24 protein-coding genes are annotated in these 24357 nt (G+C 38.7%); 9 read left to right on the top strand and 15 right to left on the bottom strand.

Going from position 1 to position 24357, the window contains the following annotated elements:
• Positions 1–656: 656 nt before the first annotated feature.
• From OCU49_RS23770 to OCU49_RS10640, 13 genes are all read right to left on the bottom strand, one after another.
• Entirely contained in the window at positions 657–905 is a 249-nt protein-coding gene (locus OCU49_RS23770; RefSeq protein WP_261845223.1) for an acyltransferase, read from the bottom strand.
• 290 nt (positions 906–1195) lie between these two features.
• Entirely contained in the window at positions 1196–1768 is a 573-nt protein-coding gene (locus OCU49_RS10695) for a serine O-acetyltransferase (protein ID WP_261844975.1), read from the bottom strand.
• A gap of 1 nt (position 1769) precedes the next feature.
• Positions 1770–2249, bottom strand: coding sequence for a glycosyltransferase (locus tag OCU49_RS10690; RefSeq protein ID WP_261844974.1), 480 nt, complete (start codon positions 2247–2249; stop codon positions 1770–1772).
• Entirely contained in the window at positions 2246–2695 is a 450-nt protein-coding gene (locus OCU49_RS10685; RefSeq protein WP_261844973.1) for a glycosyltransferase family protein, read from the bottom strand. Before OCU49_RS10685 ends, OCU49_RS10690 begins: the two co-directional genes overlap by 4 nt.
• A 7-nt stretch (positions 2696–2702) precedes the next feature.
• Positions 2703–3758 carry a glycosyltransferase family 4 protein gene (locus OCU49_RS10680; protein ID WP_261844972.1) on the bottom strand — a complete coding sequence of 352 codons (1056 nt, stop codon included), beginning with the start codon at positions 3756–3758 and terminating at the stop codon, positions 2703–2705.
• A 2-nt stretch (positions 3759–3760) separates the two neighbouring features.
• The gene (locus OCU49_RS10675; RefSeq protein WP_261844971.1) at positions 3761–4876 is read right to left on the bottom strand and encodes a glycosyltransferase; all 1116 of its coding nucleotides are present in this window, start codon (positions 4874–4876) and stop codon (positions 3761–3763) included.
• Positions 4851–5804, bottom strand: coding sequence for an O-antigen ligase family protein (locus OCU49_RS10670; RefSeq protein ID WP_261844970.1), 954 nt, complete (start codon positions 5802–5804; stop codon positions 4851–4853). The genes OCU49_RS10675 and OCU49_RS10670 overlap by 26 nt, the downstream gene beginning before the upstream one ends.
• Positions 5805–6078: 274 nt before the next feature.
• Positions 6079–7296, bottom strand: a complete 1218-nt coding sequence (locus OCU49_RS10665; protein ID WP_261844969.1) for an MATE family efflux transporter — start codon at positions 7294–7296, stop codon at positions 6079–6081.
• The gene (locus OCU49_RS10660; protein ID WP_261844968.1) at positions 7293–8303 is read right to left on the bottom strand and encodes an acyltransferase family protein; all 1011 of its coding nucleotides are present in this window, start codon (positions 8301–8303) and stop codon (positions 7293–7295) included. Before OCU49_RS10660 ends, OCU49_RS10665 begins: the two co-directional genes overlap by 4 nt.
• Position 8304: 1 nt before the next feature.
• Positions 8305–9339 carry an NAD-dependent epimerase/dehydratase family protein gene (locus OCU49_RS10655; protein ID WP_261844967.1) on the bottom strand — a complete coding sequence of 345 codons (1035 nt, stop codon included), beginning with the start codon at positions 9337–9339 and terminating at the stop codon, positions 8305–8307.
• Between the two features lie 44 nt (positions 9340–9383).
• Positions 9384–10658 carry a Vi polysaccharide biosynthesis UDP-N-acetylglucosamine C-6 dehydrogenase TviB gene (gene tviB, locus OCU49_RS10650; protein WP_261844966.1) on the bottom strand — a complete coding sequence of 425 codons (1275 nt, stop codon included), beginning with the start codon at positions 10656–10658 and terminating at the stop codon, positions 9384–9386.
• A gap of 57 nt (positions 10659–10715) precedes the next feature.
• Positions 10716–11864 (bottom strand): undecaprenyl-phosphate glucose phosphotransferase, encoded by a 1149-nt coding sequence (locus OCU49_RS10645; RefSeq protein ID WP_261844965.1) that lies wholly within the window; start codon positions 11862–11864, stop codon positions 10716–10718.
• Positions 11831–12154, bottom strand: coding sequence for a hypothetical protein (locus OCU49_RS10640; protein WP_261844964.1), 324 nt, complete (start codon positions 12152–12154; stop codon positions 11831–11833). The genes OCU49_RS10645 and OCU49_RS10640 overlap by 34 nt, the downstream gene beginning before the upstream one ends.
• Positions 12155–12701: 547 nt before the next feature.
• On the opposite strand from OCU49_RS10640, the gene OCU49_RS10635 reads away from it, so the two are divergent.
• The gene (locus tag OCU49_RS10635; RefSeq protein WP_261844963.1) at positions 12702–13232 is read left to right on the top strand and encodes a hypothetical protein; all 531 of its coding nucleotides are present in this window, start codon (positions 12702–12704) and stop codon (positions 13230–13232) included.
• Between the two features lie 526 nt (positions 13233–13758).
• Positions 13759–14655: an O-antigen ligase family protein gene (locus OCU49_RS10630; protein WP_261844962.1), complete on the top strand. Its 897-nt coding sequence runs from the start codon at positions 13759–13761 to the stop codon at positions 14653–14655.
• Between the two features lie 84 nt (positions 14656–14739).
• On the opposite strand, the gene OCU49_RS10625 is transcribed toward OCU49_RS10630, so the two are convergent.
• On the bottom strand, positions 14740–15213 hold the full coding sequence (locus OCU49_RS10625) for an SH3 domain-containing protein (protein WP_261844961.1): 474 nt from the start codon (positions 15211–15213) through the stop codon (positions 14740–14742).
• A 445-nt stretch (positions 15214–15658) separates the two neighbouring features.
• Between OCU49_RS10625 and OCU49_RS10620 the strand changes: the two genes are divergently transcribed.
• The 5 genes from OCU49_RS10620 to OCU49_RS10600 all read left to right on the top strand — a co-directional run bounded on the left by OCU49_RS10620 (position 15659) and on the right by OCU49_RS10600 (position 21282).
• Positions 15659–16855, top strand: a complete 1197-nt coding sequence (locus OCU49_RS10620; protein WP_261844960.1) for an outer membrane beta-barrel protein — start codon at positions 15659–15661, stop codon at positions 16853–16855.
• Between the two features lie 19 nt (positions 16856–16874).
• Entirely contained in the window at positions 16875–17408 is a 534-nt protein-coding gene (locus OCU49_RS10615) for a polysaccharide biosynthesis/export family protein (RefSeq protein WP_261844959.1), read from the top strand.
• Positions 17409–17505: 97 nt separating this feature from the next.
• Positions 17506–19725, top strand: coding sequence for a GumC family protein (locus OCU49_RS10610; RefSeq protein WP_261844958.1), 2220 nt, complete (start codon positions 17506–17508; stop codon positions 19723–19725).
• 37 nt (positions 19726–19762) lie between these two features.
• A complete protein-coding gene (locus tag OCU49_RS10605) occupies positions 19763–20482 on the top strand; it encodes a tyrosine-protein phosphatase (RefSeq protein ID WP_261844957.1) in 720 nt (239 codons plus the stop codon).
• Between the two features lie 68 nt (positions 20483–20550).
• Positions 20551–21282, top strand: coding sequence for a hypothetical protein (locus OCU49_RS10600; protein ID WP_261844956.1), 732 nt, complete (start codon positions 20551–20553; stop codon positions 21280–21282).
• Positions 21283–21411: 129 nt separating this feature from the next.
• On the opposite strand, the gene ygiD is transcribed toward OCU49_RS10600, so the two are convergent.
• Positions 21412–22365 (bottom strand): 4,5-DOPA-extradiol-dioxygenase, encoded by a 954-nt coding sequence (gene ygiD, locus OCU49_RS10595; RefSeq protein ID WP_261844955.1) that lies wholly within the window; start codon positions 22363–22365, stop codon positions 21412–21414.
• 234 nt (positions 22366–22599) lie between these two features.
• Here ygiD and hpaR point away from each other — a divergent pair, with 234 nt between their 5' ends.
• Positions 22600–23022 carry a homoprotocatechuate degradation operon regulator HpaR gene (gene hpaR / locus OCU49_RS10590; protein ID WP_261844954.1) on the top strand — a complete coding sequence of 141 codons (423 nt, stop codon included), beginning with the start codon at positions 22600–22602 and terminating at the stop codon, positions 23020–23022.
• A gap of 435 nt (positions 23023–23457) precedes the next feature.
• The gene (gene hpaD, locus OCU49_RS10585) at positions 23458–24309 is read left to right on the top strand and encodes a 3,4-dihydroxyphenylacetate 2,3-dioxygenase (RefSeq protein WP_261844953.1); all 852 of its coding nucleotides are present in this window, start codon (positions 23458–23460) and stop codon (positions 24307–24309) included.
• Positions 24310–24357 lie beyond the last annotated feature (48 nt).

Raw genomic sequence — 24357 nt, 5'->3', positions numbered from 1 at the left:
AAAAGCCAAAACTTATTCATCAAGTATCAAGTTCAGTAGAATGGAAAGAATAACGCGACCAGATAAAATTGATTTCCTTTTAGGAAAGTCTATTTCTATTAAGATGACTATTATCAGACATGACAATCGCACTAAATATAATGGAAAACGCCATTTAAATCTATAATTAATAATCCATGGAAATTCTGGTAACCGGCGATGCCTGCTCCATCCACAGCCATACTTGCGAAGAACTGATTGAGGCCAGCCATGATGTAGAAACTCTTGACAGCTGTAATAATTAAAAGCTGGAGTTTCTCAAACGTATTGTAAATTATAGATAAACGCCCTGAACCATCTAAAAGTTCCGCGTGCAGATGCAAACTTATTCAAACTTACTTTCAATTAAAGAAATATTGAGGATTCACTCAATTTATCAGTGGTAAAATAGAATATTTTTGCAAATTAAGGGGCAATTACATGTCTGTTACCAACTTGGCTCATTGGCATTTAACAAAATAATCAAAAATAATAGTAAAGTTCTACAACACGGAAGTATAGACAATCTAATCAGGGAGTAAAAAAACAATCCAGAATTAAGGTTATTTATTCGTTATATTAAACCTATCCAACAAATTAAATGAGTTGAATTCATAAAATGGCAATTATGTTGACAATTAATCTCTTCTAGACTTTATAAATTTAGCTGGGTTTCCGCCTACAATCCCGTAGTCAGGAACATCCTTAGTTACAACAGCTCCTGCAGCTACAATCGCATGCTTACCAATTGTTATTCCAGGTAAAATTGTTACTCGATGTCCAATCCACGAATAATCATCAATAAGTACATCTTTTTGTTCATAACCATCATAGCCTTCTTCTAAATATTTATGATTCTGGGTAATTATGTAACACTCATAACCCATCATAACATGACATCCAACCGTAACACGGCCTCTTCCGGTTATGAGAGCTCTTGGGCCTAAGTTTGACTTCTTCCTCATAACTAAAGAACCATTAAATGGAAATTTAACATTATTATACACATTAAATTCTTCATCTGTTTCGGTAAAAATTCTTCTACACACAAACCTTCTTAATATATTTGATAACTTACCAATAATACCGAAACCGTTTGGTAAGTATTGAAAAAAAATTGAATATAAAACATAAAAAGATATTTTTTTAAATTTGTTCATAACACTAAACCTAAAATTCAGACTCTATTGTTAACATAACCTTCCGAACCATTTTGTGTGATTATGACTGGTCTGGGTGAACCTACAACACTTCCTTCTGGGATTGAAAAATTTACAACACATCCAGCACCTATGACCACATTGTCACCGATCTCTATATTACCAGAAACTATGCTTCCTGGACCTAAATAAACATTATCGCCAATAATAGGAGCACCGATGCGCTTTCCTCTACTTGTTCGGCCAATTGTAACACCTTGAGAAACGTTACAATTTTTTCCTATAACAGCGCTACTACTAATTATTATCGCCCCAAAATGGCCTATATAAAATCCAGGACCTATAATTGTAGAAACTGGTATTGAAATTCCTAACTTAAATTCTAACCTACTTAAGTAAAATCTAAGAAAAGGATAAATAGTGTACTTAATTAGCTTATTTTTTTTTGAAAACTGACATATTCGCAAAAAAAATAAATATTTAAACCCCTGACCTGTTATATAGCACTTTAGTCCATTAAAAAAACCACGTTTACCAACTGCCCTATAAAGATCATCAGACAACATACTACGAAACAAACAAAATCTCATTTTATACTCTATCAATAATATTAATTATATTAGATACTAATTCACTATTAGAAGAAGGTTTTACTTCCATTTCAACTGATTTATCCAGTAGTTTATTAATAGAAATACCAAGTTCTTCCACTGTTGAAAACTCCTCAATATATGGAAAATTTTTTATCCATTTAGTAGTTGCTATTTGATGATCATTCCTTGTTTCAAATAAATCCCCTCGCCTTGACATTACAACTAGTGGTTTATTAAGGTCTCGACATGTTATCACCGTCCCCATACCAGCATGACCAATGACTAACTCTGCACGTGATATATATTGATCATACTCTTTTGGTTTGACATTTTTAATTGTAGTTAAATTAGTAAAGCTAGAATTCGAGTTACCAACTTGTGCAACAATTTCGATATGGGGGTTTAGACTTGACCATTCATTGACTATTGATACCATTCTATCAAATGGCATCTGCGAACCAACTGTAAGAAAAATCATAAACACTTACCTAAAAAGACAAATTTATCATTTTGTAAATGCTCCCACTGGGTTAAGCAATAATCTGCATGCTTTGAAATTTTTTCACCTGAAAGAGATATCTTTTCGACATTTGCTATACTATCAATCCAAATAGTTTTAGAGCCAAATAATTTTGCAATTCTAATTGCTATATATCCAGGTGCAGCACCAGTTGAAACTGTAATATCAGGCCTTTCTAAGGCTATAATCCAAAATAATCTGAGAACTAAAATAACTAAAGAGAACTTATCCCACCTCGTTGCGTCATTTATTTTATAAAATACGGCATCAGTATCAATATATGATTTATAATCTGCATTAACTGTCACATAAACTTGATTGCAGCCTACAAAAGATTTTTTTAACCTCATAAGCTGAACCCAATGCCCACCTCCTGATGAAACAGCTAATACTTTTTTTGACATGTGTAATTCATCCTTGAAGCTGAGTATAGTAAGATTTTAATGTACTAATAATACTTTTACTATTAAAAGAATCATTTGCCTTAATTGATGCTTTAACTCGTAATCTTTCTTTTAATGAGTCATTAGTTAATACTTTTTTTAACGCTAAAACTAAAGCGTTTACATCCCTTGGCTCTACAAGAACTCCATCTTGACCATCGTCTATGATATCAGGAATACCGCCAACATTAGTTGCAACAACTGCAACATTATTAATCATAGCTTCGAGAATACCAATAGGTAAGCCTTCAAAGTAAGATGGTAAAACAAACACATCAGAACTCAATAAGTATTTATATTTTTCTTTACCTTCAACCCAACCTACAATACTTACATTCTGGCTAATACCTAGCCTTTCACATTCATCTTCAATAATTTTCAAATCACCGTCACCAGCTAAAATAAGATTATATTGAAGTTCAGCCTGTAACAAAATTTTACATGCTTCAAGTAATTCAAAAATGCCTTTCTCTTTTCTCAACCGACCAAGAAAAATAAGTTGATTATTAATACGACTAGCTGATTGCGTTTGTTTATCTACTGGATTAAATAAAACTTTAACATTGATTTCTGTAGATATGTAATTGATCTTTTCTTTCCAGTAAGGTGTTAATGCAATAACAAGATCTACATTCTCCAAAAAAACCCTGATTCTATTTTTAACAGCAACAGACTGATTTGTATAAAAATTAATAAACTCGCCACTATGAAGATGAAATATTGTTTTTATACCAAAAAAACAAGATACTCTTAGAAAAATATATTTCCTCCAAAAACTCCCCCTAGATGCAGAATGAACATGGACAATGTCAGGTTTAAATACAACTAGATTATAAATAAATTGACAAAAAGAAATACAAAATCTAAAAATCATTAAAAGCTTATTAGATGAATAATATGATGATATGTATCTAACACTACCATCAAATAAGCTATTCTGCTCATATGTTTTTATGACACTAGATATTCCACCTGGTGAATTTGGTGAACAACCTATCATAATTACTTTTTTTTTATCTTGCATAATTAAAAAGAACCTTTATATAGCCTTAAATACTGTTGAATCATTTGAGAAAAAGAAAATTTATCTTCAACAAGCTTCTTTGCATTCTCAGATAGTAACGAATTATCTGAATTAAAATGGTTGAATATTTGCTCTACGAGAGAATCTGAAGATTTAGCCTGAAAAAGAAATCCATTATAGCCAGGAATAACCATCTCGGAAGCACCTCCTACATTACTCAAAATGCAGGGTAATCCCATAGACATAGCTTCTAGCGCCGCATTAGAAAAAGTTTCTGATTCAGATGCTAAAATAAAGCCATTACTTATAGACAATAACGGACGAGGATCACCTACTTGTCCAATAAAAATAATATTCTCAGAAAGGTTATACTCATCAACAAGTTTTTTTAAATCATCAACATTTCGTGATAATCCTGTACCTACGAATAAAAATAAAAAATTATATCCAAGTTTTTTTGTTATTCTAGCTGCTTCAATAATATCGATATGTCTCTTCTCAGAACGTAATTGAGCAACAGTAATATAGACACGATCGAAGTCATCAATATTATATAAACGATAAAGCTCATCAATTGAACTTTTCGGAACAGCGTTGAAACTAAAAAAGTTATTATCTACACCGTTATAAATAACTTCAGATGATTTATCATTAATTAAATATCTCTTGTTCCAGACTCTTTTCTGTTCTTCTGCTCCAAAGACAATAAAACTTGGATAAAAAAGAACAATTCTATATAAAACCATTTGAATTTCTTTTTTTAAAGATTCAAAGTAAGTAGTGTTAATCAATGAAAACCATTTCAATTTTTTTCTAAGCAATACTTTACTTAAAACAACAAAAATCATTGGAAACATATTAACAGTGTATATAGTAGACACGTTATTGTTTCTAATATATTTAAACAACTCATAACTGGCTTTTGTTATCGATTTTATATTATAATTTAAATTTAAAAGCTCAACATCTTTTGAGACACGATTAATCAATGCATCTCCTCCGCCAAGATAAACAATTCTTACATCAACACCCTGTTTAACAAGTTCGTTAGAAACTCTTACGACTTTACTTTCACTTCCACCGACATCTAGGCTATTTAATAGAAACATCATCGTCATTTACATTTATCCTTTCACGCGAATATACATAATACCAAGAACAGCAAAACAAAACCCAAAGCATATTATTTTGCTTCACAAATCCTCCACCACTAAATGAATATAAGAATAAAAATAATATTAACAAGAAAATATATGCGTATATATTATATTTTTTCCTAAATACAAGATTGTATGCCGCATATACAACTTTTAAAGTTATAAGTAAATATAAAAACAAACCTATATAACCGAGTTCAATCCATATATCTACCCATCCGTTATGTGCATGCCCTAGGTTAAACCAAGCCTCATCAAGTAAATAATATGCACTGTTATATTCACCCCAGAATACCCCACCAAAACCATGACCTATTAATGGACTCTGAGATACGTTAAATAACGAAAACCAAATATCAGTTCTACCAGACCCTGTCATATCTTTACCAAATATTTCAACAACAATATATGGAAGTACAAGAATCCCTATTAACACAAAAGAAAGAAAAATTAATAATACAAGAGCTTGAATATATCTATTTATTTTTGATGAGACAATTATGTTAAGAAAACAGTAAATTAAAGGGCAAATAAAAAGTAATAGTAAAGCTGTCGATGAGCCAGACTTATAAATCAAAAACATAGACATTAATAAAATAAGGAAATATTTAAAGTCAGTTCGTTTAAAAACAAATATCATCACAAAAACAGCTAACGTTAATACAACCATAAATCTACCTAAATGATTTTTAAAACCATATACACCTTTCCATAATCCAATATGATCTATTGATGTTTCACCTGCATGAATACCTAGGTCAGGTATAAAAAAACCAAAAAATAATGATAAGATAGCCCCTAAGGTAAGTGCACAAATAATTATCGAGGTAAAAGTAAGAATTGTAGAAGACCTATACAGAACATAAGAAAAAACTAATGTCCCAGCCATTGCAACACTTCTCGAGAACGTTTTTGCAGGTATATCAGACCATATGGTTGAAACAAACATGAAAGCTATAAATAGACACAGAAGCTTGCTATCTAATACAAAATCACTTATCAATTTATATCTTATTAAATAAATAAAAGAGATAAAGTATATAAATAATGCTATGAATTGAAAGCCAACACTACTACCAATAATTTCCTCACGTTCCATAAGAAAAGTAAAGCTTCGCGAAAAAAACAAGAGTGCAAAAACAAAAAACCAAAAATATATATCTTTAATTTTCAAAACCATTAGGTGTCTCGCAAGCTATTTTACTTGACATTAAAACAAATACGATTATAAATAAATAACCAATAACTGATAATGTCACAAAACAAAGAACAAATATTTTAAAACCAATCAGATCTAAAAATAACAAGTAAGCAGGAACTAATCGTACAAACAAAATAACTATTTCAAAATAAAACAACAACTTTGAACGCCCTGTCTGGGTTAAAAATGCGTTTGTTGGTGTATTAATTAAAGATGCCAGAGTCCATAAAATAATAGAAGTCATATAGAACTCTAAATCAAGCCACTCATCAAAATTATAATAATCAAAGAGTATGCTAGAAATTATTATGTATACTAAGAACAAAGCAATTGAAAAAACAAAAAGCTGTATAATATATAGCTTATATCTTGAAACCTTATCATTGTAATCTAAACTTACAAAACTTCTTATAATTACAGGCCTAATTGTTGAAGCTATTAAATATATAGGTGTTCTTATTAGCCTTTCAGCCAAAAAGTAAACACCAGCTACATTCAATGAAACCGTAGCAGCAAGAAAGACTGGCATATTTTGAGAAAAAGCTGAGATTAGATCATTTGATAGGTTATATTTTAGAATTCCCTTATGCTTTACCAAAGCAATAGATACAGCAAGCCAAAATCTTTTATAACACGGTTTAAATTGTCTTGTAAGATAAATAAGAGACGCTAAAATATAGCTAACTGTACAGCCAATGATTAAACCTTCGTTCGGTAAAATAAAAAGTAATATAAACTGAAAACTAACAGTCAACAGAGCTCTAGTAACTTTTTGTTTCGCGAGATTGAGATAATCTTCGTTAAAAATCAATATAGAATTTGAAATTAAAAACAATCCAAAACCTATTCCACCGCACACTAATTTCCAAAACTCGATATTTATAATATCTTTCAATAACAATTGACATATTAGAAATGTGAGAAAGACAGAGCAAAATGATAATAAAACAATACCAGTTATAATTATTTTACAATCTACGATTGTTCTAGCTTTACTTATCGCCAAATCTAATCGTCCGACATAAATAATCGCCAATACAGAGGCTATAGTAAAAAAGAAACCGAATTCACCAAAAGCCTCTGCCCCATAACTATTTGCAAGAAAGGGCGTACAAATAAAAACAATAATTTGTGCTAATGCCACACCGCTAAACAATTTTAGGAAAATACTAATTTTCATGATTTATTTATCATAAAAGAAGAAGTTAAAAATTTATTATATTGATTTAACACAATTTTTTTACCTACCCTTTCAACAAAGTAGTATGAGATAGTTGCTAAAATCAAAGACACCATTATTGCCATCATTATTGCCAAGACAAGACCGAAATCATCAACAAATAAATTAATGATGACATAACCGATATTTTGATGCAAAAGATATAATGAATATGAAATCATTCCCAGATAACAGAAAAAATTATTTTTAAGAACTTTCAACCATCCATTCATCAGCATTTGAAATATAAGAAAAACGACTGCAAATACAACCCAATTTTCGCCTTTCAAATACATCAAAAACAATATAATAATCATACCTAAAATATCTGATTTATTTTCATCATTTACTCGCTGGCAAAAATACATCCCCATTATAAAAAAAGACAAATAATCTAAAATAAAAGTTTTATTTAGCATCTTTGAAACTATATAATCATTCCCAGCAATCAAAATAAAGATGCTTGAACATAAATATATAAACACTACTTTTCTATATAAAGAGATACTCTTTAGGCTGATTGCTAATACAAAAACCAACCCATAAAACACAACCTCATATGAAAGAGTCCAATAAACACCATCAATACTTGCAATGCCAAAATAACTATGAAATATGATTAAATTTTTTATTAAATCTAAAACACTTCTTTCTCTACCTTCAAGACCAAAAGCTCCAACGATTGAAAATGTAAGAAATACTGCAAACAAGTAGCCAGGGTATAGTCGCGCAAACCTAGCGACTATGAACTCTGCACCAACTCCTTTTTTTTCAATGGAGTAAAAAATAACAAAGCCACTTATTGCAAAAAATAATTGTACGCCATAACTGAGCCAAAATAAGTCTATTGATACAACATTATCACCGCCATACAACTCAACATACCTGACTAAATAATGGTAAAAGACAACAGCAACCGCTGCTATTCCTCTTAAGCCATCTAATTCAGTAAAACGCTGGCCTATCATTTTATACCTTTATCACTTTCAAGTGCTGCAAATACCACTTAGTAGCCTCTGAGAGTCCCGAATTAAAATCATATTCAGGAAGATAGCCTAGTTTTGTTTTTGCCTTATCTATATCGGCTTGTGAATGTCGTATGTCGCCAACTCGATACTCTTTATATTCAGGCAACTGATCAATATAAACACCATGTGCCATCAATGTATCTTTAATATTGTCAAACAACTCATTTAACGAAGTTCTTTCTCCATGTGCTACATTATAAACAGTATCTTTCATTTCATCAGTTGCTATGGCAGCAAGTATATTCATTTGAACAGCATTTTCTACATAGCAAAAATCACGACTGGTTTCTCCATCACCATTAATGAATACTTCTTGGCGATTAATCAAACTAGACATCCATTTTGGTATAACTGCAGCGTAAGCTCCGGCTGGATCTTGGCGCCTTCCAAATACATTAAAATATCTCAAACCAATGGTTTTAAACCCATAATTTCTTGAAAATACTGTACTGTATAATTCATTTACATATTTTGTTACCGCATAAGGTGATAAAGGATTACCTATAACGTCTTCTGTTTTTGGCAGAGCAGTGTGGTCTCCATACGTTGAACTGCTAGCTGCATATGTAAAACTAGACACATCCTCTTCTCTTGAGGCATTTAGTATATTTAGAAAACCACTAATGTTAACACTATTGGTAGTAATAGGATCAGCAATAGAGCGCGGAACTGACCCTAAGGCTGCTTGATGTAGAACATAGTCAATTCCTTTTACTGATAACAAGCATGTTTCATAATCTCTAATATCGCCTTCAATAAATTTAAACCTATCCCACTGCTCTTCAGATACAGAATTTCTTACTTCGTCTAAATTCTTTTTATATCCAGTGGAAAAATTATCTAACCCCACAACTACTTGGTTTAATTTCAATAATCTTTCCAAAATATTGGAACCAATGAAGCCCGCTACTCCAGTTACCAACCATTTTTTAGGATTTTTCATCAATTCAGTTTGAGATTTTTTATAACAAAACATACTTAACTCTTCCATAGATTAAGATAATTAACTTCAGTTTAAATTTACAGTCTCAAGTCAACTTCATCTTGTTTTAAAACATATTTTAAATCATATAAAACGTGATTATTTTTCCCAAAACTTCGAATCTCTGACGCGCCCTTATTTTTAAATTCCTCATGACCTACAGCTAAAATAATTGCGTCATAATTAGATTTAGAAGGAGTTTTTTCAATTTTCACTCCATATTCTCTTATCGCTTCATCACTGGAGCACCAAGGATCAATAATATCAACGTTTGCATTGTATTCTTTCAATTCATTTACGATATCAATTACTTTTGTATTTCGTAAATCTGGACAGTTTTCTTTAAAAGTAAAGCCCATAACTAAAATATTAGATTTTTCAATTTGTATACATTTTTTAATCATTTGCTTTATTAACTGAGAAACAACATATTCTCCCATACGATCATTTACTCTTCGGCCAGCCAGTATCATCTCTGGATTATAACCAGATCGCTGAGCTTTATGAGTAAGATAATAAGGATCTACACCTATACAATGTCCGCCAACTAGTCCCGGTCGAAAAGGAAGGAAATTCCATTTTGTTCCAGCAGCTTCTAAAACTTCTAAAGTATCTATACCTAGTCGATTAAATATAATGGATAACTCATTAATTAAACCGATATTTACATCTCTTTGTGTATTCTCAATTACTTTTGCTGCTTCCGCTACTTTTAGGCTAGATGCCTTATATGTTCCTGCAGTAATAACTGATTTATATACGTCATCGACATAATCTGCTACTTGCTCTGTAGAACCGCTTGTGACCTTTAATATATTTGTAACTCTGTGCTGCTTATCACCTGGATTGATTCTCTCTGGCGAATATCCAGCAAAAAAGTTATCATTAAACTTCAGACCAGAAACTCGCTCTACAACAGGAATACATACTTCTTCAGTTGCTCCAGGATAAACGGTTGACTCATATACAATGACATCGCCTTCGCTCACCACTTTCCCAAGCATTTCACTAGCTTTTATAAGAGGATTTAAATCAGGTTGTTTATTATCATCAATAGGTGTCGGAACAGTAACAATATAAAAATTACATTTTTTTAAATCTTCATAGCCAAATGAGTACTCTAAGCTTTGAGCAAGAGATAGCTCTTCTTCCTCAACCTCCAAAGTCACATCATTACCGCACATTAACTGTTCTATCCTAGCTCGGTTAATATCAAAACCAACCGTTTTAAATTTTTTACCGAATTCAACTGCAAGAGGAAGTCCTACGTAACCTAATCCTATTACACCTATTTTGGTATTTTCTAAATCCATTTTATTCCCTTACAATCTTTAAATTAAAAAACATGAACATTAAAATATCTGCAAAAACTAATAAATATCTTTACTTAACAAACTTAACGGCGTTCTAATTAGGATCTTAATATCCCCCATCAACGACCAGTTATTAATATAACTAAGATCAAACTCAACCCGCTTCTGCATTTTGTCTATAGTCTCGGTTTCACCACGACAACCACTGATCTGTGCTAGCCCAGTGATGCCCGGTTTAATTCGATGACGCGCCAGATAGGCATCAACCTTTCCTGAATAGTATTCGTTATGTGCCACAGCATGCGGGCGAGGGCCTACCAGTGACATAGAACCCTGTAGTACGTTAATTAATTGAGGTAACTCATCGATAGAAGTGCGCCGTATAAATGCGCCGACACTTGTAATGCGGTTATCACCCTTAGTTGCTTGCTTAACTTCACTGTCGTCATGAAGTTTCATGCTGCGGAACTTCCAGACTTTAATGACTTTACCGTCCCAACCATGACGCTCCTGTTTGAAGAACACTGGACCAGGCGATGAACGTTTCACAGCAACCCCAATACTAATTAAAAGAGGGCTCAACAAAATCAGACTAATCAGCGCAACAGATCGATCCATGACACCTTTTAGGAAGATTGATGTTTTACTGGACGTCATTGGGCTTTCATTCAAAGAGATCAGTGGCATACCCGCTACTTCTCGTACTGAATGATTCAACAAACTCATTGCGAAAATATCCGGCACCCAGATCACATCGACGTTCATGTCCAGCAGATCAATATGCAATGCTTCTATGGTTTCAGAGGCTTTAACAGGTAAAGCAATATAAACACGACGAATACCCTGCTGTTTGATTATCTGACGCAAATCATCAACATGGCCGTGAATAGGTAACGAAAATGTTTCCTGTATATTGGCATCGCGGGGATTGTCTTTTACATAGACAAAGCCAGACACATTGTCTGGCAACCAGTTATTAGAATTCAGATTTTTAACTAAGTGCTTTGCTAACTCACCCGTTCCAACAACAAGTGTTGGAATTTCACGAGCAAACATTACTTTATAGCGTTTGTATAAGGCTCTTAACACAAGGTGATTAATGCTTTGCAATAAATATGCAGTTACGGCCCATTGTAAAAGCACTTCTCTTGAGAACATTTCGCTGGTTTTAGTTACAAACCCGGCCAGTGCAAGCAATAAGCACACAAGCCCCCATGCAATCGTAATAGATTATTAAGATGACTACCGGAACGGCGGTAAAGCCCCTGAGTGGGATACACAATAAACATCAGTAACACAGTCGCAATCGCTAAGACACGATACTCGCTGCTTATTGCGCCATTTTTTAAAAAGGTAAGGGACAAGAGACTTACAACAATCACGCCCAGATCAGCAAGGATCTGAACCCAGTAAGCAAGTGAGCGATGATTGCTCAACAAACGTTTTTTGCGGGCGTGTGAGCGGGATACCTGAATGGTATTTATTTGCGCAGTCATGGCGTGTCCTTGCATCACCGCTGTTCAGTTGAACAGCTTCATCCTACGATTAAATCCCTGGATGAATGATTCCTACAATGCGACTACAGTTACCACAAAAGTTTCAAACCGCTTGAAACTAAATAAAACGCATTGACCTAAAGCGACGAGAAAAGGCTACATCATGTGTACGATAACGATAATGTGTTTCAAACTTGTGAAACGATCTCTCCCCCCGAAGAAGGCGCATATTAGCAAAGCACCTAACAGAATTCTGCATTTTTTCTGAACTTTTGCTTAATATTTTAACCGCGCCTGTAATAACAACCACTTACCCTACTCTATATACAAATCTTAACACCTTGCACGCCTCCTTTATAGTTTGAGTAGTCAAATCAGATCAAATCCATCAGTAGCAACCAATCGTTTTCATCTAACATATTTCAAACAAAACCTGCAAAACTGTTTGAATTAAACCATTACATACTCTAAAGTTGCGCCTAAACTATGCGCGTGTTGATACTTTCAGGCAGTACACGACACAATTCAATTCATGGAGCGATAAAATATGCGCCGTTCACTGTTAGCTATTGCTATTGCAGCGACACTTTCTTTTCCTGCCACTTCAGTTATTGCTGCAGTCGATCAAGAAGCCGTTCAAGCTACTGCCCTGGATACCGGAATTTCTTCTGATATCGTTACCAGCGTTGCTGTAGCACTTGATGGTGCTAACACACCTGAAGCCATTCAATCTGCTATTCAAAACCTGCTGAGCTCTGCCAGTGAAGCACAGCAGCAATCTATTTTGACTGCAGCACTTGGCCTGAATAACAGTAATCCAGCGGCACAGGCTGCAATCGGACGTGCGGCAAACGCAGCAAACGTTCCTTTAGGTACGATTGCTGCCGCTTCTTTCGCAGCAAACGTTGACACTACTGATGTACTGGAAGCCACCGCTGCAGGTGCTGGTAACAGTGGTAACGCCAATGCGAACAATGGCAATGGTGTTAACAACAGTAACGGTATCCGTGGTAATAATGGCATCGGTTACGGCTCAAGCAATGGCTCTGGTGGCGGCGGAAACAGCAGCCCTAGCTAAAACTTGTTAAGATTTGAAAAAAGCGCAGCAATGCGCTTTTTTATTGCCTTGAATAAGCCAAACCTAGTAAGCAATCCGGATAGTTTGAATGACACCAGCAATACCCCACCACAGAACTGATAATAAACTCTTCTATTTCTTTTTATTTATACTTTTCTGGGCTCCCCTGCCTCTTGGGAGCAACCGGGACTGGTCTTTACACTTACTCATTCTATTACTTTCTTGCGCTAGCATTTATTGGAGCGCTTTATTCTTTGCAGGTAAGGCACGCTTTAATCAGCCATTCAAAAATGCCTGGCCTGTTAGCGTCATTCTTGTTGTTACATCAGGATGGGCTGGCTTACAAAGTATAGTTACAGGCTCGAGCCTCGACCCAAGCACTAGCTTGAATCATATGATGCTTGCACTGGCCCTGATGCTTGGATTCAATCTTTGCCTTTTACTCTGTACCTCAACCCGCAGAATTAAACTCCTATGCTACACATTAGTCGCTAGCGGCTTATTCCAAGCTGTGTATGGCAGTCTGATGGCTCTAACAGGCATAGAGTATCTGTTTTTTGTACCAAAAGACGAAGGCACTTATATCGGCGTAGCTACAGGCACATTTGTAAACCGTAACCACCTTGCAGGATACCTTTTATTAACCCTGTCTTTAGGCATCGGTATGATGATTTCTAAACTAAACTTCACTTCAGAACAAAACTGGCGTGCGCGGGCGAAACGCTTTCTCACAACCCTACTCAGCAGTAAGGCTAGTTTACGGCTCATTCTGATTATTATGGTTGCAGGCCTGGTAATGACGCATTCCCGCATGGGTAACACTGCTTTCTTCGCCAGCCTTTCAATCACCGGCGTATTAGCACTTATTCTGCATAAAGGCAGCCTGCGTTCAGTACTGATACTTATTACCAGCCTGATCATTATTGATATTTTTGTGGTGGGTACATTTTTTGGCGTTGATAAAGTAGCCGAGCGACTCAGTAATACCTCAGCCAGCACTGAAACCCGTGATGAAGTAAACAGCTATACACTGATCGCTATTAATGATCATATGCTAACCGGCAGTGGCGCTGGTACCTTTTATACCGATTTTCCTATGCACAGAGACTACCTTGCTGGAAGTAGCTTCTACGACAAAGCCCATAATGATTATTTTCAATTTGCCAGTGAATACGGTGTGCCCATTACGATCCTGCTCATAATTGCTGTTTTCATATGCGCTTTAATGGCTGCACAAGCAATTCGAACCCGTAAAGACCCTCTGCTACGCGGGCTAGCCTTCGGCTGCCTAATGGCCATTATTGCCTTTGCCATTCATTCAACGGTAGATTTCAACTTACAGATTCCCGCAAATGCGCTGACATTCATCATACTGCTCGCGTGTGGCTATATCGCTTTATATAAGAAGAAATCACGTAGCTGATTTCTGTTCTCTGATCTCTGACCTCTAAAATTTACCCATAAAAAAACGCCGTATATACGGCGTTTTTTTTACAAAAAAGGAAAGCTATTTAGCAGCAAGATACTTACTGGCTACCCAACCTTCCCTCCATACATTATCAACTTTGAAACGGATATTAGACCAGCCATCAGCATCTTTCAGACGAACGACTGACTGACTTTTTACCAAACGTCCAACCACCTCAAAATCAGTACTCGCCCCTGCACGTACACGCAAACTATTAGCATTCACCTTGCTATTAAATAACTCAGCAGCTTTAACATCCGACGCAACTGGCTCATAGCTAACATCACCTATAGCGGCCAACAATTTTGCTGGCACCCAGCCCTTGACTGGCTGATCGGTATCACTCATGAAAAACACTTGCGCCCAGCTGCTTTTCTGCTGAATTTTCAACACTACTTGCCCAGCACGCAATTGAGCTAGTACATCACTGCCATTCGCTGGTTCGGCCTGAACTGCACTTGGCTGCTTTATACTGAATGAGTCAACTGCTTGCCCCAACGCAGATAAACTCATCAAACATACTGAAATTATCAGCTTGGTTAGTTTATTCACTCTACACCTCTAATATTTCTTAACTCTACCGGCTACTTAATCGCATAGTAACAAAGCACCCAACTTCCGGCTAACCCTTATTAGACAATGCATCTGTTTCAGACCCACTTATAACAACCCAAAACCAAACCAGCCAGACTACCCAAGTTGACATATTTATGAATAACTTACGTCATTTTAATTAAATTTTACTTTGTGTCAGCAACGAAATAGATTCGTTTAAGTTTTTTTTAATAATTCCATGTCAATAGCTGTAGCTCACATAATGTGATGTGCTATTATTGCGCGCATTCTTGATCAATAGATTTGATCTAATAGCACAACACACAGGACGTGACATTTAATGGTCTTTACCATCCGTCAGCTGACTGTTTGGCAATCATTAAAGAATATAAGGACATTTGCGATGCGCTTCCCTGGCAAAATTCTTCCACTATCCGCAATTATTGCTGCACTCAGTAATCCTGTATTTGCAGAGATTGAACCCGCTTCTATCGCTGTCGGTGAAATGGATCTCGTGCCAACCATGAACCTGCAAGTTGGTTATGACGACAATATTCTTAGCGCTAATACTAATGAAATTTCAAGTATGGTGACGGTACTATCTCCAAGTGTACAACTGATTGCTGAGCAAGGTCTCAATGCATATCGCATGAGCTATACCCTGAGTAAAGGTATTTTCGAAAACAGTTCTGATGATAATTATTTAGATCATAATCTGGCACTTGATGCTCACCTAGAATTCAATTCCCGCAACAAGCTGGATTTACGTGCTGAATACAACCGAGGTCATGAAACCCGGGGCACAGGCTTAAGCGCTAACGGCGGCTTAGCCAACGCAGTTACCGAGCCACTTGAATACGATACCCGTTCAGTTTCTTTCAATTATCAATTTGGCGGAGATGACGCAACTGGCCGTATTGAATTCTATGGTGAACGGCTAGACCGTGAGTACAATAACTTCCGTAATATTACTGAAGGCCGGGATAACCAGGAGCTTATTGCTGGTGGTATTTTTTACTACCGCATAGCGCCTAAAACCTCTCTGCTGTTTGAAGCCCGTAACAAAGATGTCGATTACGACCTCGCCACAGTTACGTTAGACAACAATACTTGGCGTTACTTTATCGGTGCGACTTGGGAGTCTACCGCTAAAACCACGGGTACCGTTAAGATTGGTCATTTCGACAAGGACTTCGACTCGAATACCCGTAAAGATGATGACGGTGCGAGCTGGGAAGCCGCAGTTAAATGGTCACCTAAAACCTATTCTATCGTTGAGCTTTCTACAGGTCAGGAAGATAAAGAAAGTAACGGTACAGGCAACTTTATCAACGCTGAAACAGTAGCAGTTAACTGGAATCATGGCTGGAATGACTTTATCAGCACTGACCTGGGAATTAGCCACTCGACTGAAACTTACGAAGGTGACGCTAACAACCGCGAAGATAAAGTTAAAAGCTACAGCGCTGGTTTTAACTATGATATGCGTCGCTGGTTATCACTTGGACTTTCATATACCTATAACGACACCAGCTCAAACGTGACTGGCGTCAGCTTTGATAAAAATGTCATCTTCCTGACCGTTGACGCATCTCTGTAATTATAAAATGGTTTTAACTATGCGTAGTTTGCTTTCTTTGTTTAGCTTTGTATTTGTACTCTTATTTAGTATTCAGTCCGCAATCGCTGAAGACCTATCTAACTACCGTATCGGTTCTGGTGACTTATTAAGCATTCAAGTTTACGGCGAAGAAGAGCTAAGTATGGAAATTCGCTTGAGTGACGCAGGAAGCATTGCTTATCCATTCTTGGGAGAATTAAACGCACTGGGCAACACTATTGGTGAACTCACCAGCACAATTAAAACAGGGTTAGCTGATGGTTATCTTATTAACCCTACGGTTAGTATTACTGTCGCTGAATACCGTGAGTTCTTTATTAATGGTGAGGTAGAAGAACCTGGTGGCTACCCATACCAACCCGGTCTGACGCTGCAAAAAGCAGTCGCCATTGCTGGCGGCTTTACTGAGCGGGCTTCGAAATCAAAATTATTTATCGCCCGTGAAGACCAAAACGGCGATCCAAGCCGGGTGAAGCTTAACACCAGTATTCAGCCAGGCGACATTATTACCATTGAAGAGAGCTTCTTCTGAGCATTGCCTGAACAAGCAACGCTTACAAACCGGATTGCTGCAAACAGTAGTCCGGTTTTTTGCCGCTTTAACAGTTATATAAAAAAGTATGGATACAATGAATAATCAATTTACAACGCCCGTCATCGAAGAAGAAAGTATCGACCTTCGCCAATACTGGCATACCATTATGCAACGTAAATGGAGTATTCTAAGCTTTGCTATTGTTGTCACTTTGCTGACGATTATGGTGGTATTCAGCATTAAACCCACTTATCGGGCGACAGCCACTCTACTGATCGAAGCTCAACAGGCCAACGTTGTATCCATTGAAGAAGTTTATGGGCTCGACTCGTCTAACAATGAATACTATCTGACTCAATTTGAAATATTGAAGTCACGCCAACTAGCTGAAAAAGTCATACGTAACCTTAACTTAGTTAATCATCCGGAATTTAATCCTGAGCCAGGATTTATAAAGTCAAAGATTACAGAAATCAAAGAAGACCTTGGTGTTAATCAGTTTATCCAAGATCAGCTTAACACTCCAACAGTAGAGCTGACTGCACAAGAAGAATCAGCTCAGCATTTTCAAATTGTGACTGACTCCTTTCTTAAGAAACTATCAATTTCCCCTGTTCGTAAAACACAGTTAGTTAAAATCAGTTTTGAAGCGAATAATCGTTTACTTGCAGCAACCGTCGCGAACGCTGTCGGTGAAGCTTACATTGATAACAATTTGGAAGCGCGTCTTCAACTTACAGCGAAGGCATCTGAATGGCTGACTGGACAGCTGAGCGGTTTGCGTCAGACGCTTAAAGCTTCAGAGCGCCGTTTACAGGAATACCGAGATTCACAAGGCATCGTCGGTCAGGATGGAGGTCTTGATATTGCCAATACAGAACTTGAACTGGTGTCAGATAAATTAGTTGATGCTCGTCGTGATCGGCTGGCCCTTGAAAGTGTTTATCGCCAAATTCGAGCTATCAGTAAAAATAATCCGGCTGACTTCGAGCGCATTCCCACTGTACTGCAACACAAAGTGGTACAAAATCTCAAAGCGTCTGTTCTTGTTGTTGAACTGAAGAAGTCAGAACTTGCAGAACGATATGGCGCGAAACATCCTAAGATGCAAGCTGCGCAATCAGAATTGAATAACGCCCGCCGAAGCTTAAACAGTCAGATTTTAGCTGTAGTGAACAGTATTGAAAACGAATACCGAGCGGCACTTGCCAGTGAAGGCTCTCTTAAGTCTGCCGTCAACCAGACTAAATCTGAACTTAAGTCTATCAACCGCAAAGAATACGGCCTTAAAGAGCTTGAACAGGAAGTTGATGCAAACCGCCAACTTTACGATACTTTTTTTGGTCGCCTAAATGAGACAAATGCTACCGGCGACTTACACAGCGCTAATGCACGTATTGCCGATCCTGCAATTCCTCCTCGACTACCAGCCAAACCTAAGAAGAAGCTGATCGTTGTGGCGGCCTTTGCTGCCAGTATCATGCTGGGCGTTATGGTTGCTCTCTTATTACAGGCACTGAACAACACCATAATGTCGGCGAAAGACGTAGAAGAAAAGCTACACGCTACTCTGTTAGGTTTATTGCCGTTGCTACCTAAACGCCGTAAGCATGACCACCCAAGCTACACACAATATATCCAGGAACCTCAATCAGCATACTCTGAAGCCGTCCGTACTATTCGTACAGGCGTTGTCCTTTCTGCTTTAGACAATCCGCATAAAACATTATGTGTGACTTCATCGATACCCGGTGAAGGTAAAACCTCAATGTCATTAAGCCTTGCTTACTCATTAGGTCAAATGGAAAAGACATTACTGATTGATGCCGATATGCGTCGACCTTCTATTGCGAAAGCAATGGGGATTGCTACAAGTGCAGCAGGTCTTTCTAACCTGGTAGCTGGCACTGCCGATGTTGAAGAATGTATTCACAGCATTGAAAATGCCAATATCGATATACTGACTGCCGGTATTATTCCGCCAAACCCACTGGAGCTGCTGTCTTCTAAGAAGTTTGCCAAAGTGATTGAAGACTTGGAAACTCGCTACGACCGTATCGTAATTGATACCGCCCCTACTCAGGCAGTAAGCGATGCTCTGATGATTGGTAAAATCGTTGGCGCAATGATCTACACAGTTAAAGCGGATTCTACGAACCAGCAATTAGCTAAGAATGGTCTTAAGCGTCTGAAGGAAGCAAATGCTCCTGTTATTGGTGTAGTGCTGAACCAATTGGATGTTAAGAAAGCTGAGAAGTACGGTTATGACTATTCTGGCTATTACGATAGCTACGGTTATACCGGCGGCAAATAATCTGGCTTGTTGAAGCTGAAATAAAGCAAGGTAAGTTATGATTGACCTGCATTGTCATTTACTCCCGGGCATCGACGATGGCGCGGCTAACCTGGAAGAAGCAGTTGAGCTGGCAGCCATGGCTGCCGCTGACGGCATTACTCATGCCGTTGCAACGCCGCATATTCATCCGGGCCGTTATGACAATAACATCGGCAGTATCACTCCCGCTTACCAGGCTTTAAAAACAGCCATCGCTGAACGAGGAATTCCCCTTGAGTTAGGCATGGCTGCTGAAGTACGGATTTCAGTTGAAATGCTGGGTATGGTTCCTACCGGCCAGATTCCTTTTCTGGGTGAATGGGACGGACGCAAAGTTCTGTTACTGGAACTGCCTCACAGCCACATTCCGCCTGGTTGCGATAAACTGGTTGACTGGTTGTTAGCTAAAGACATTCTGCCGATGATTGCTCACCCTGAGCGTAATAAAGACATTATGCATAAGCTGGAAAAGATAGAGCCATTTGTAAGCCGTGGCTGCCTGTTCCAGCTAACTTCAATGTCTGTCGCCGGCAAATTTGGTGATGTTGCCCATGAGCGGGCACTGGAAATTCTTCAACGTGGCTGGGCCACTATTATTGCAACGGACGCCCATAATACGAATCGCCGCCCTCCTGTACTTTCTGAAGGTATGCACGCTGCTGCGGAAGTAATTGGTGAATCTGCTGCGCATCAGCTTGTTTATGAGAATCCAGCCAAATTGATTGGTCTTCATTAAGCTGCTAACAGCTAATACATAAGCCGAACATATCTCCCGAACTTAATAGTCGAATATTACTGTTAACTATGACCACTGAATCTTCCCGTTCGAACAAAAGCTCCCGCCGCAGAAAGCCAGGCCCTTTGGGTAAATCTCTGGCCGTTGCCGGTATTCTGCTACTGACAGTAATGGCATATTTCAGCGTTCGCTGGATGATGGCAGACATAAACAGTTACCCAGCCCGCAATGCGCTTATCAACCTGCAAGAGCTGGATGCAGACGCTCCTATTCCCGTTGAGAAACTGGAACGTGCTCAAAAGGCTATCGACAGAGCAATTGAATGGCGTGCTGACCATGGTGATTACTACGACATTAAAGCAGGTTTAAGTTATAGCCAGGCATTACATGCACAACAGGAAAAGCGCTTCCGCGATTACGGCAAGCTAATGAACCAGAGCCTCGACTTATATCGTCAGGCCAGCCAGTTACGACCGCACTGGCCTTACAGCTGGGCCGGTCTTGCTTTGGCTAAAGCCAAGCTGAGCCAGATGGATGAAGAGTTGAACCAAGCCATTGATAACTCTGTGCTTTACGGCCCCTGGGAAAACACTGTTAACATCAGTATTTCTGAAGCTGGATTAATCAGCTGGCAATATCTTCCAGAAGCTCAACAGCAAGCTGTACTGGCCAATATAGACAGAGGCCTGAAACGCAACTTCAAAGAGATCCGGAATATTGCGGCGCAGCTGAATCAAACTGTATTATTATGCGAGCAGCTGCAAGAATCTAAAGAGAAAGCTAAGCTCTGTAAAAGCTAAGCTCTGCAAAAACTAAGCTCTGCAAAAAAGCCAAGCCAAAACAGAGGAGCCTCACCTCCTCTGTTTGATAAGAGCCCTCAGCTAACAAGAGCATTCAGCTAACAAAAGCCCTTCAGCTAACAAGAGCCATCAGCCGTTAAACAGCACAGACCGCATAGAGAAAGATCCCGCTTCAAACCCTTCCGCAAAGTATTCAGCTTTTTCATCTTCATAAGCACTGGCAGCCACATACAGCAATGGCAGGTAATGCTCCGGTGTTGGCACCGACATTTGCGCAGCTCGACCGTACTGAAGGTAATCCGCCAACGCTGCGTATTCATGGTTGTTAATGCGCTCAACTATTTTCGCGTCGAAATACCTCGCCCAGTCATGTACCAGATGCGTTCTGCCAGTACGGTAGTCCTGCTGCCAGCTACGCATGTTATGGGTAATGTTGCCTGAACCAATGATCATTACGCCCTGCTCACGTAACTGCCGTAGCTCCTGCCCCAGTAAAAAATGATCTGCTGAATGTATATTGCGTGACAGACTCAACTGAAATACCGGTACATCCGCTTTTGGGAATAAGCGCATAAGTACACACCAGGCACCATGATCCAGACCGCGGCTATTATCAGCCAAAATACGCTGCGAAAAATCTGCTTTCCACAAACCTTTAGCAATTTCCGGCGCGCCCGGAGCCGGATAATTCTGCTGATACATTTCATCCGGAAAACCATAGAAGTCGTAAATCATTGCAGGCTTATCAGCCAGCGAAACTTCTACCCCCGGAGTTTCCCAATGCGCAGATACCATGAGGATTGCCCGTGGCTTTACGTCTGGCTGGCTAAAACGTTCACCCAGCGCATCCCAGTCACGCGTAAAAGTATTATCTTGCAGTATATTCATCGGATCACCATGACCGATGAACAAGGCTGGTGCTTTCTTCCCGTATGCAGCGCTATCACCACGGTCTTTGCTACTCTCCGAAGCAGGTGTATTCCCTTCCGCCCCCTGAGACTTTGATGCAGCCTTAACAGGTAACGCTGCCAGCGCAGCCCAAAGGCCGGCCAGACTGGTAAAATGACGGCGTGTTACAGGCATCAGATACTTCCTTCAATTGGTTTTACATCCGCGAGGCAACCAATCTACCTGCCGGATACGAATCCATCTAATGCATATATATTATTTCCATCATGCACAATTAATATAAAAATCTAATTATTCTTGGCAAAACCGATAAATAATCAGCATGAGTCCGTGCCTGGCGTTTACATTACCCCGGGGCGTCGATACCATATTTGTTAATACATTAATTACTTTTAAAGCGATGACAGAATGCGAAAGTTTGAAGACTCATTACCCCTTCAACTTCTCCGGGCCAGAGAAGCTACTATGCTGTTTTTCCGCCCGCTGCTGCACGACAATTCTCTGACTGAACAGCAATGGCGAATTCTGCGAGCGCTTTACAACTATAAAGAATTAGAGTCTAAAGAACTGGCGAATCGCTGCTGTATTTTAAGCCCCAGCCTGACTGGCATCTTAAAACGCCTTGCGCAACAAGGTTACATTCAGCGCCGTAAATGTAATGAAGACCAGCGCCGTGCGCTCATCAGCCTGACAGATAAAGCATACGATCTGTTCGAGCGGCTTAGCCCTGAAGTTGAAGCACGCTATGCTGCCTTCATTGACCGTTACAGCGAAGAAAAGCTTGAAGAGTTGATGTTCATGCTCAAAGAGCTTTCTGAGCTTGAACCCTGATAGATTAGCCCTTTCATTACCTTATATTTCTTCAGCGCAGCCATATTAATCCGGCGCTGAAGCTCTTTCCTTCTGCGCTGGCGTTGCCGGTCTGCTCATACTCCTTTACTCATACTCCTTTACTCATACTCCTTTACTTAAATTCATTACTTACGCTTTCTTTTACTAGCTTGCTTGAACCAGCTTGCTTGAACCAGCTTGCTTGCACCTGGCTACTTACACCATTTGATCTTCATCTCTTAGCCGCTTTATTACCGTAGTACTTTTGCTTTTACTTGCTGTACTTTTCATTTAAAAGCTAATTCAGATCAATTTTGAGCATATTCTTCACAGAAAATTAGTTAACATATTAACTTAATCGCTATATACTGATTTTAACTTGTCAGACATTGACGCTACTTTTAAAAGAATAAACACAAATTTGAGAGGTCTCCGATGGGCAAAATTGTACTCGCGGCAAAAATCACCCACGTTCCAACCATGCTACTTTCAGAACGCCCGGGGAAGCTTGAAGGCTGCCGCCAGCAAGCCATTGACGGACATAAAGAGATTGCCCGCCGTGCCCGTGAAGCAGGTGCCGATACAGTCGTTGTTATCGATACACACTGGTTGGTTAATGCCGGTTACCACGTTAATTCAGGCGAGCATTTTAAGGGCTGTTTCACCAGTCATGAGTTCCCTCACTTCATCCAGAATATGGAATACGAGTATAAGGGTAATCCGGAACTTGGCGACCTGATCGCCGAAAAAGCCACCGAAAAAGGTGCTTTTACCCTCTCTCATCAGGTAGAAACACTGAATCTGGAATACGGCACTCTTGTTCCAATGCGCTATATGAACCCTGAAGCGGATCTTAAAGTAGTGTCTGTTGCCGGTTGGTGTACCGTGCACAGTCTGGAAACTTCTAAGCTGCTGGGCGAAGCCATCCGTGAAGCAATTGAAGCCAGCGACAGCAATGTCATGCTGTTGGCGTCTGGTTCTTTATCTCACCGCATCTGGGATAACGACGATTACGAAGCCAATAACGGTACTTTCACTATCTCCAAAGAATTTAACCGCCAGGTGGATCTGCGGGTACTGGACTTATGGCAACAGGGCGATACCAGCACCTTCCTGAAAATGCTGCCTGATTACGCCCAGTTGTGTTCCGGTGAAGGCGGTATGCACGATACTGCTATGCTGTTTGGAGCGCTGGGATGGGATGAATATAAGGGCAAAGGCGAAATCATCGGTGAGTACTTCCCAAGCTCTGGTACTGGCCAGGTGAACGTTGTTTTCAGTCTGTAAGCTTAGTTTGTAAGCTAAGCCTGTAAGCACACTCCAAAATCTTATAAA

Source organism: Aliamphritea ceti (assembly GCF_024347215.1).
GTDB lineage: Bacteria > Pseudomonadota > Gammaproteobacteria > Pseudomonadales > Balneatricaceae > Amphritea > Amphritea ceti.
Note: the sequence above shows the minus strand (reverse complement) of the source record. Positions and strands in the feature narration are given on the sequence as shown.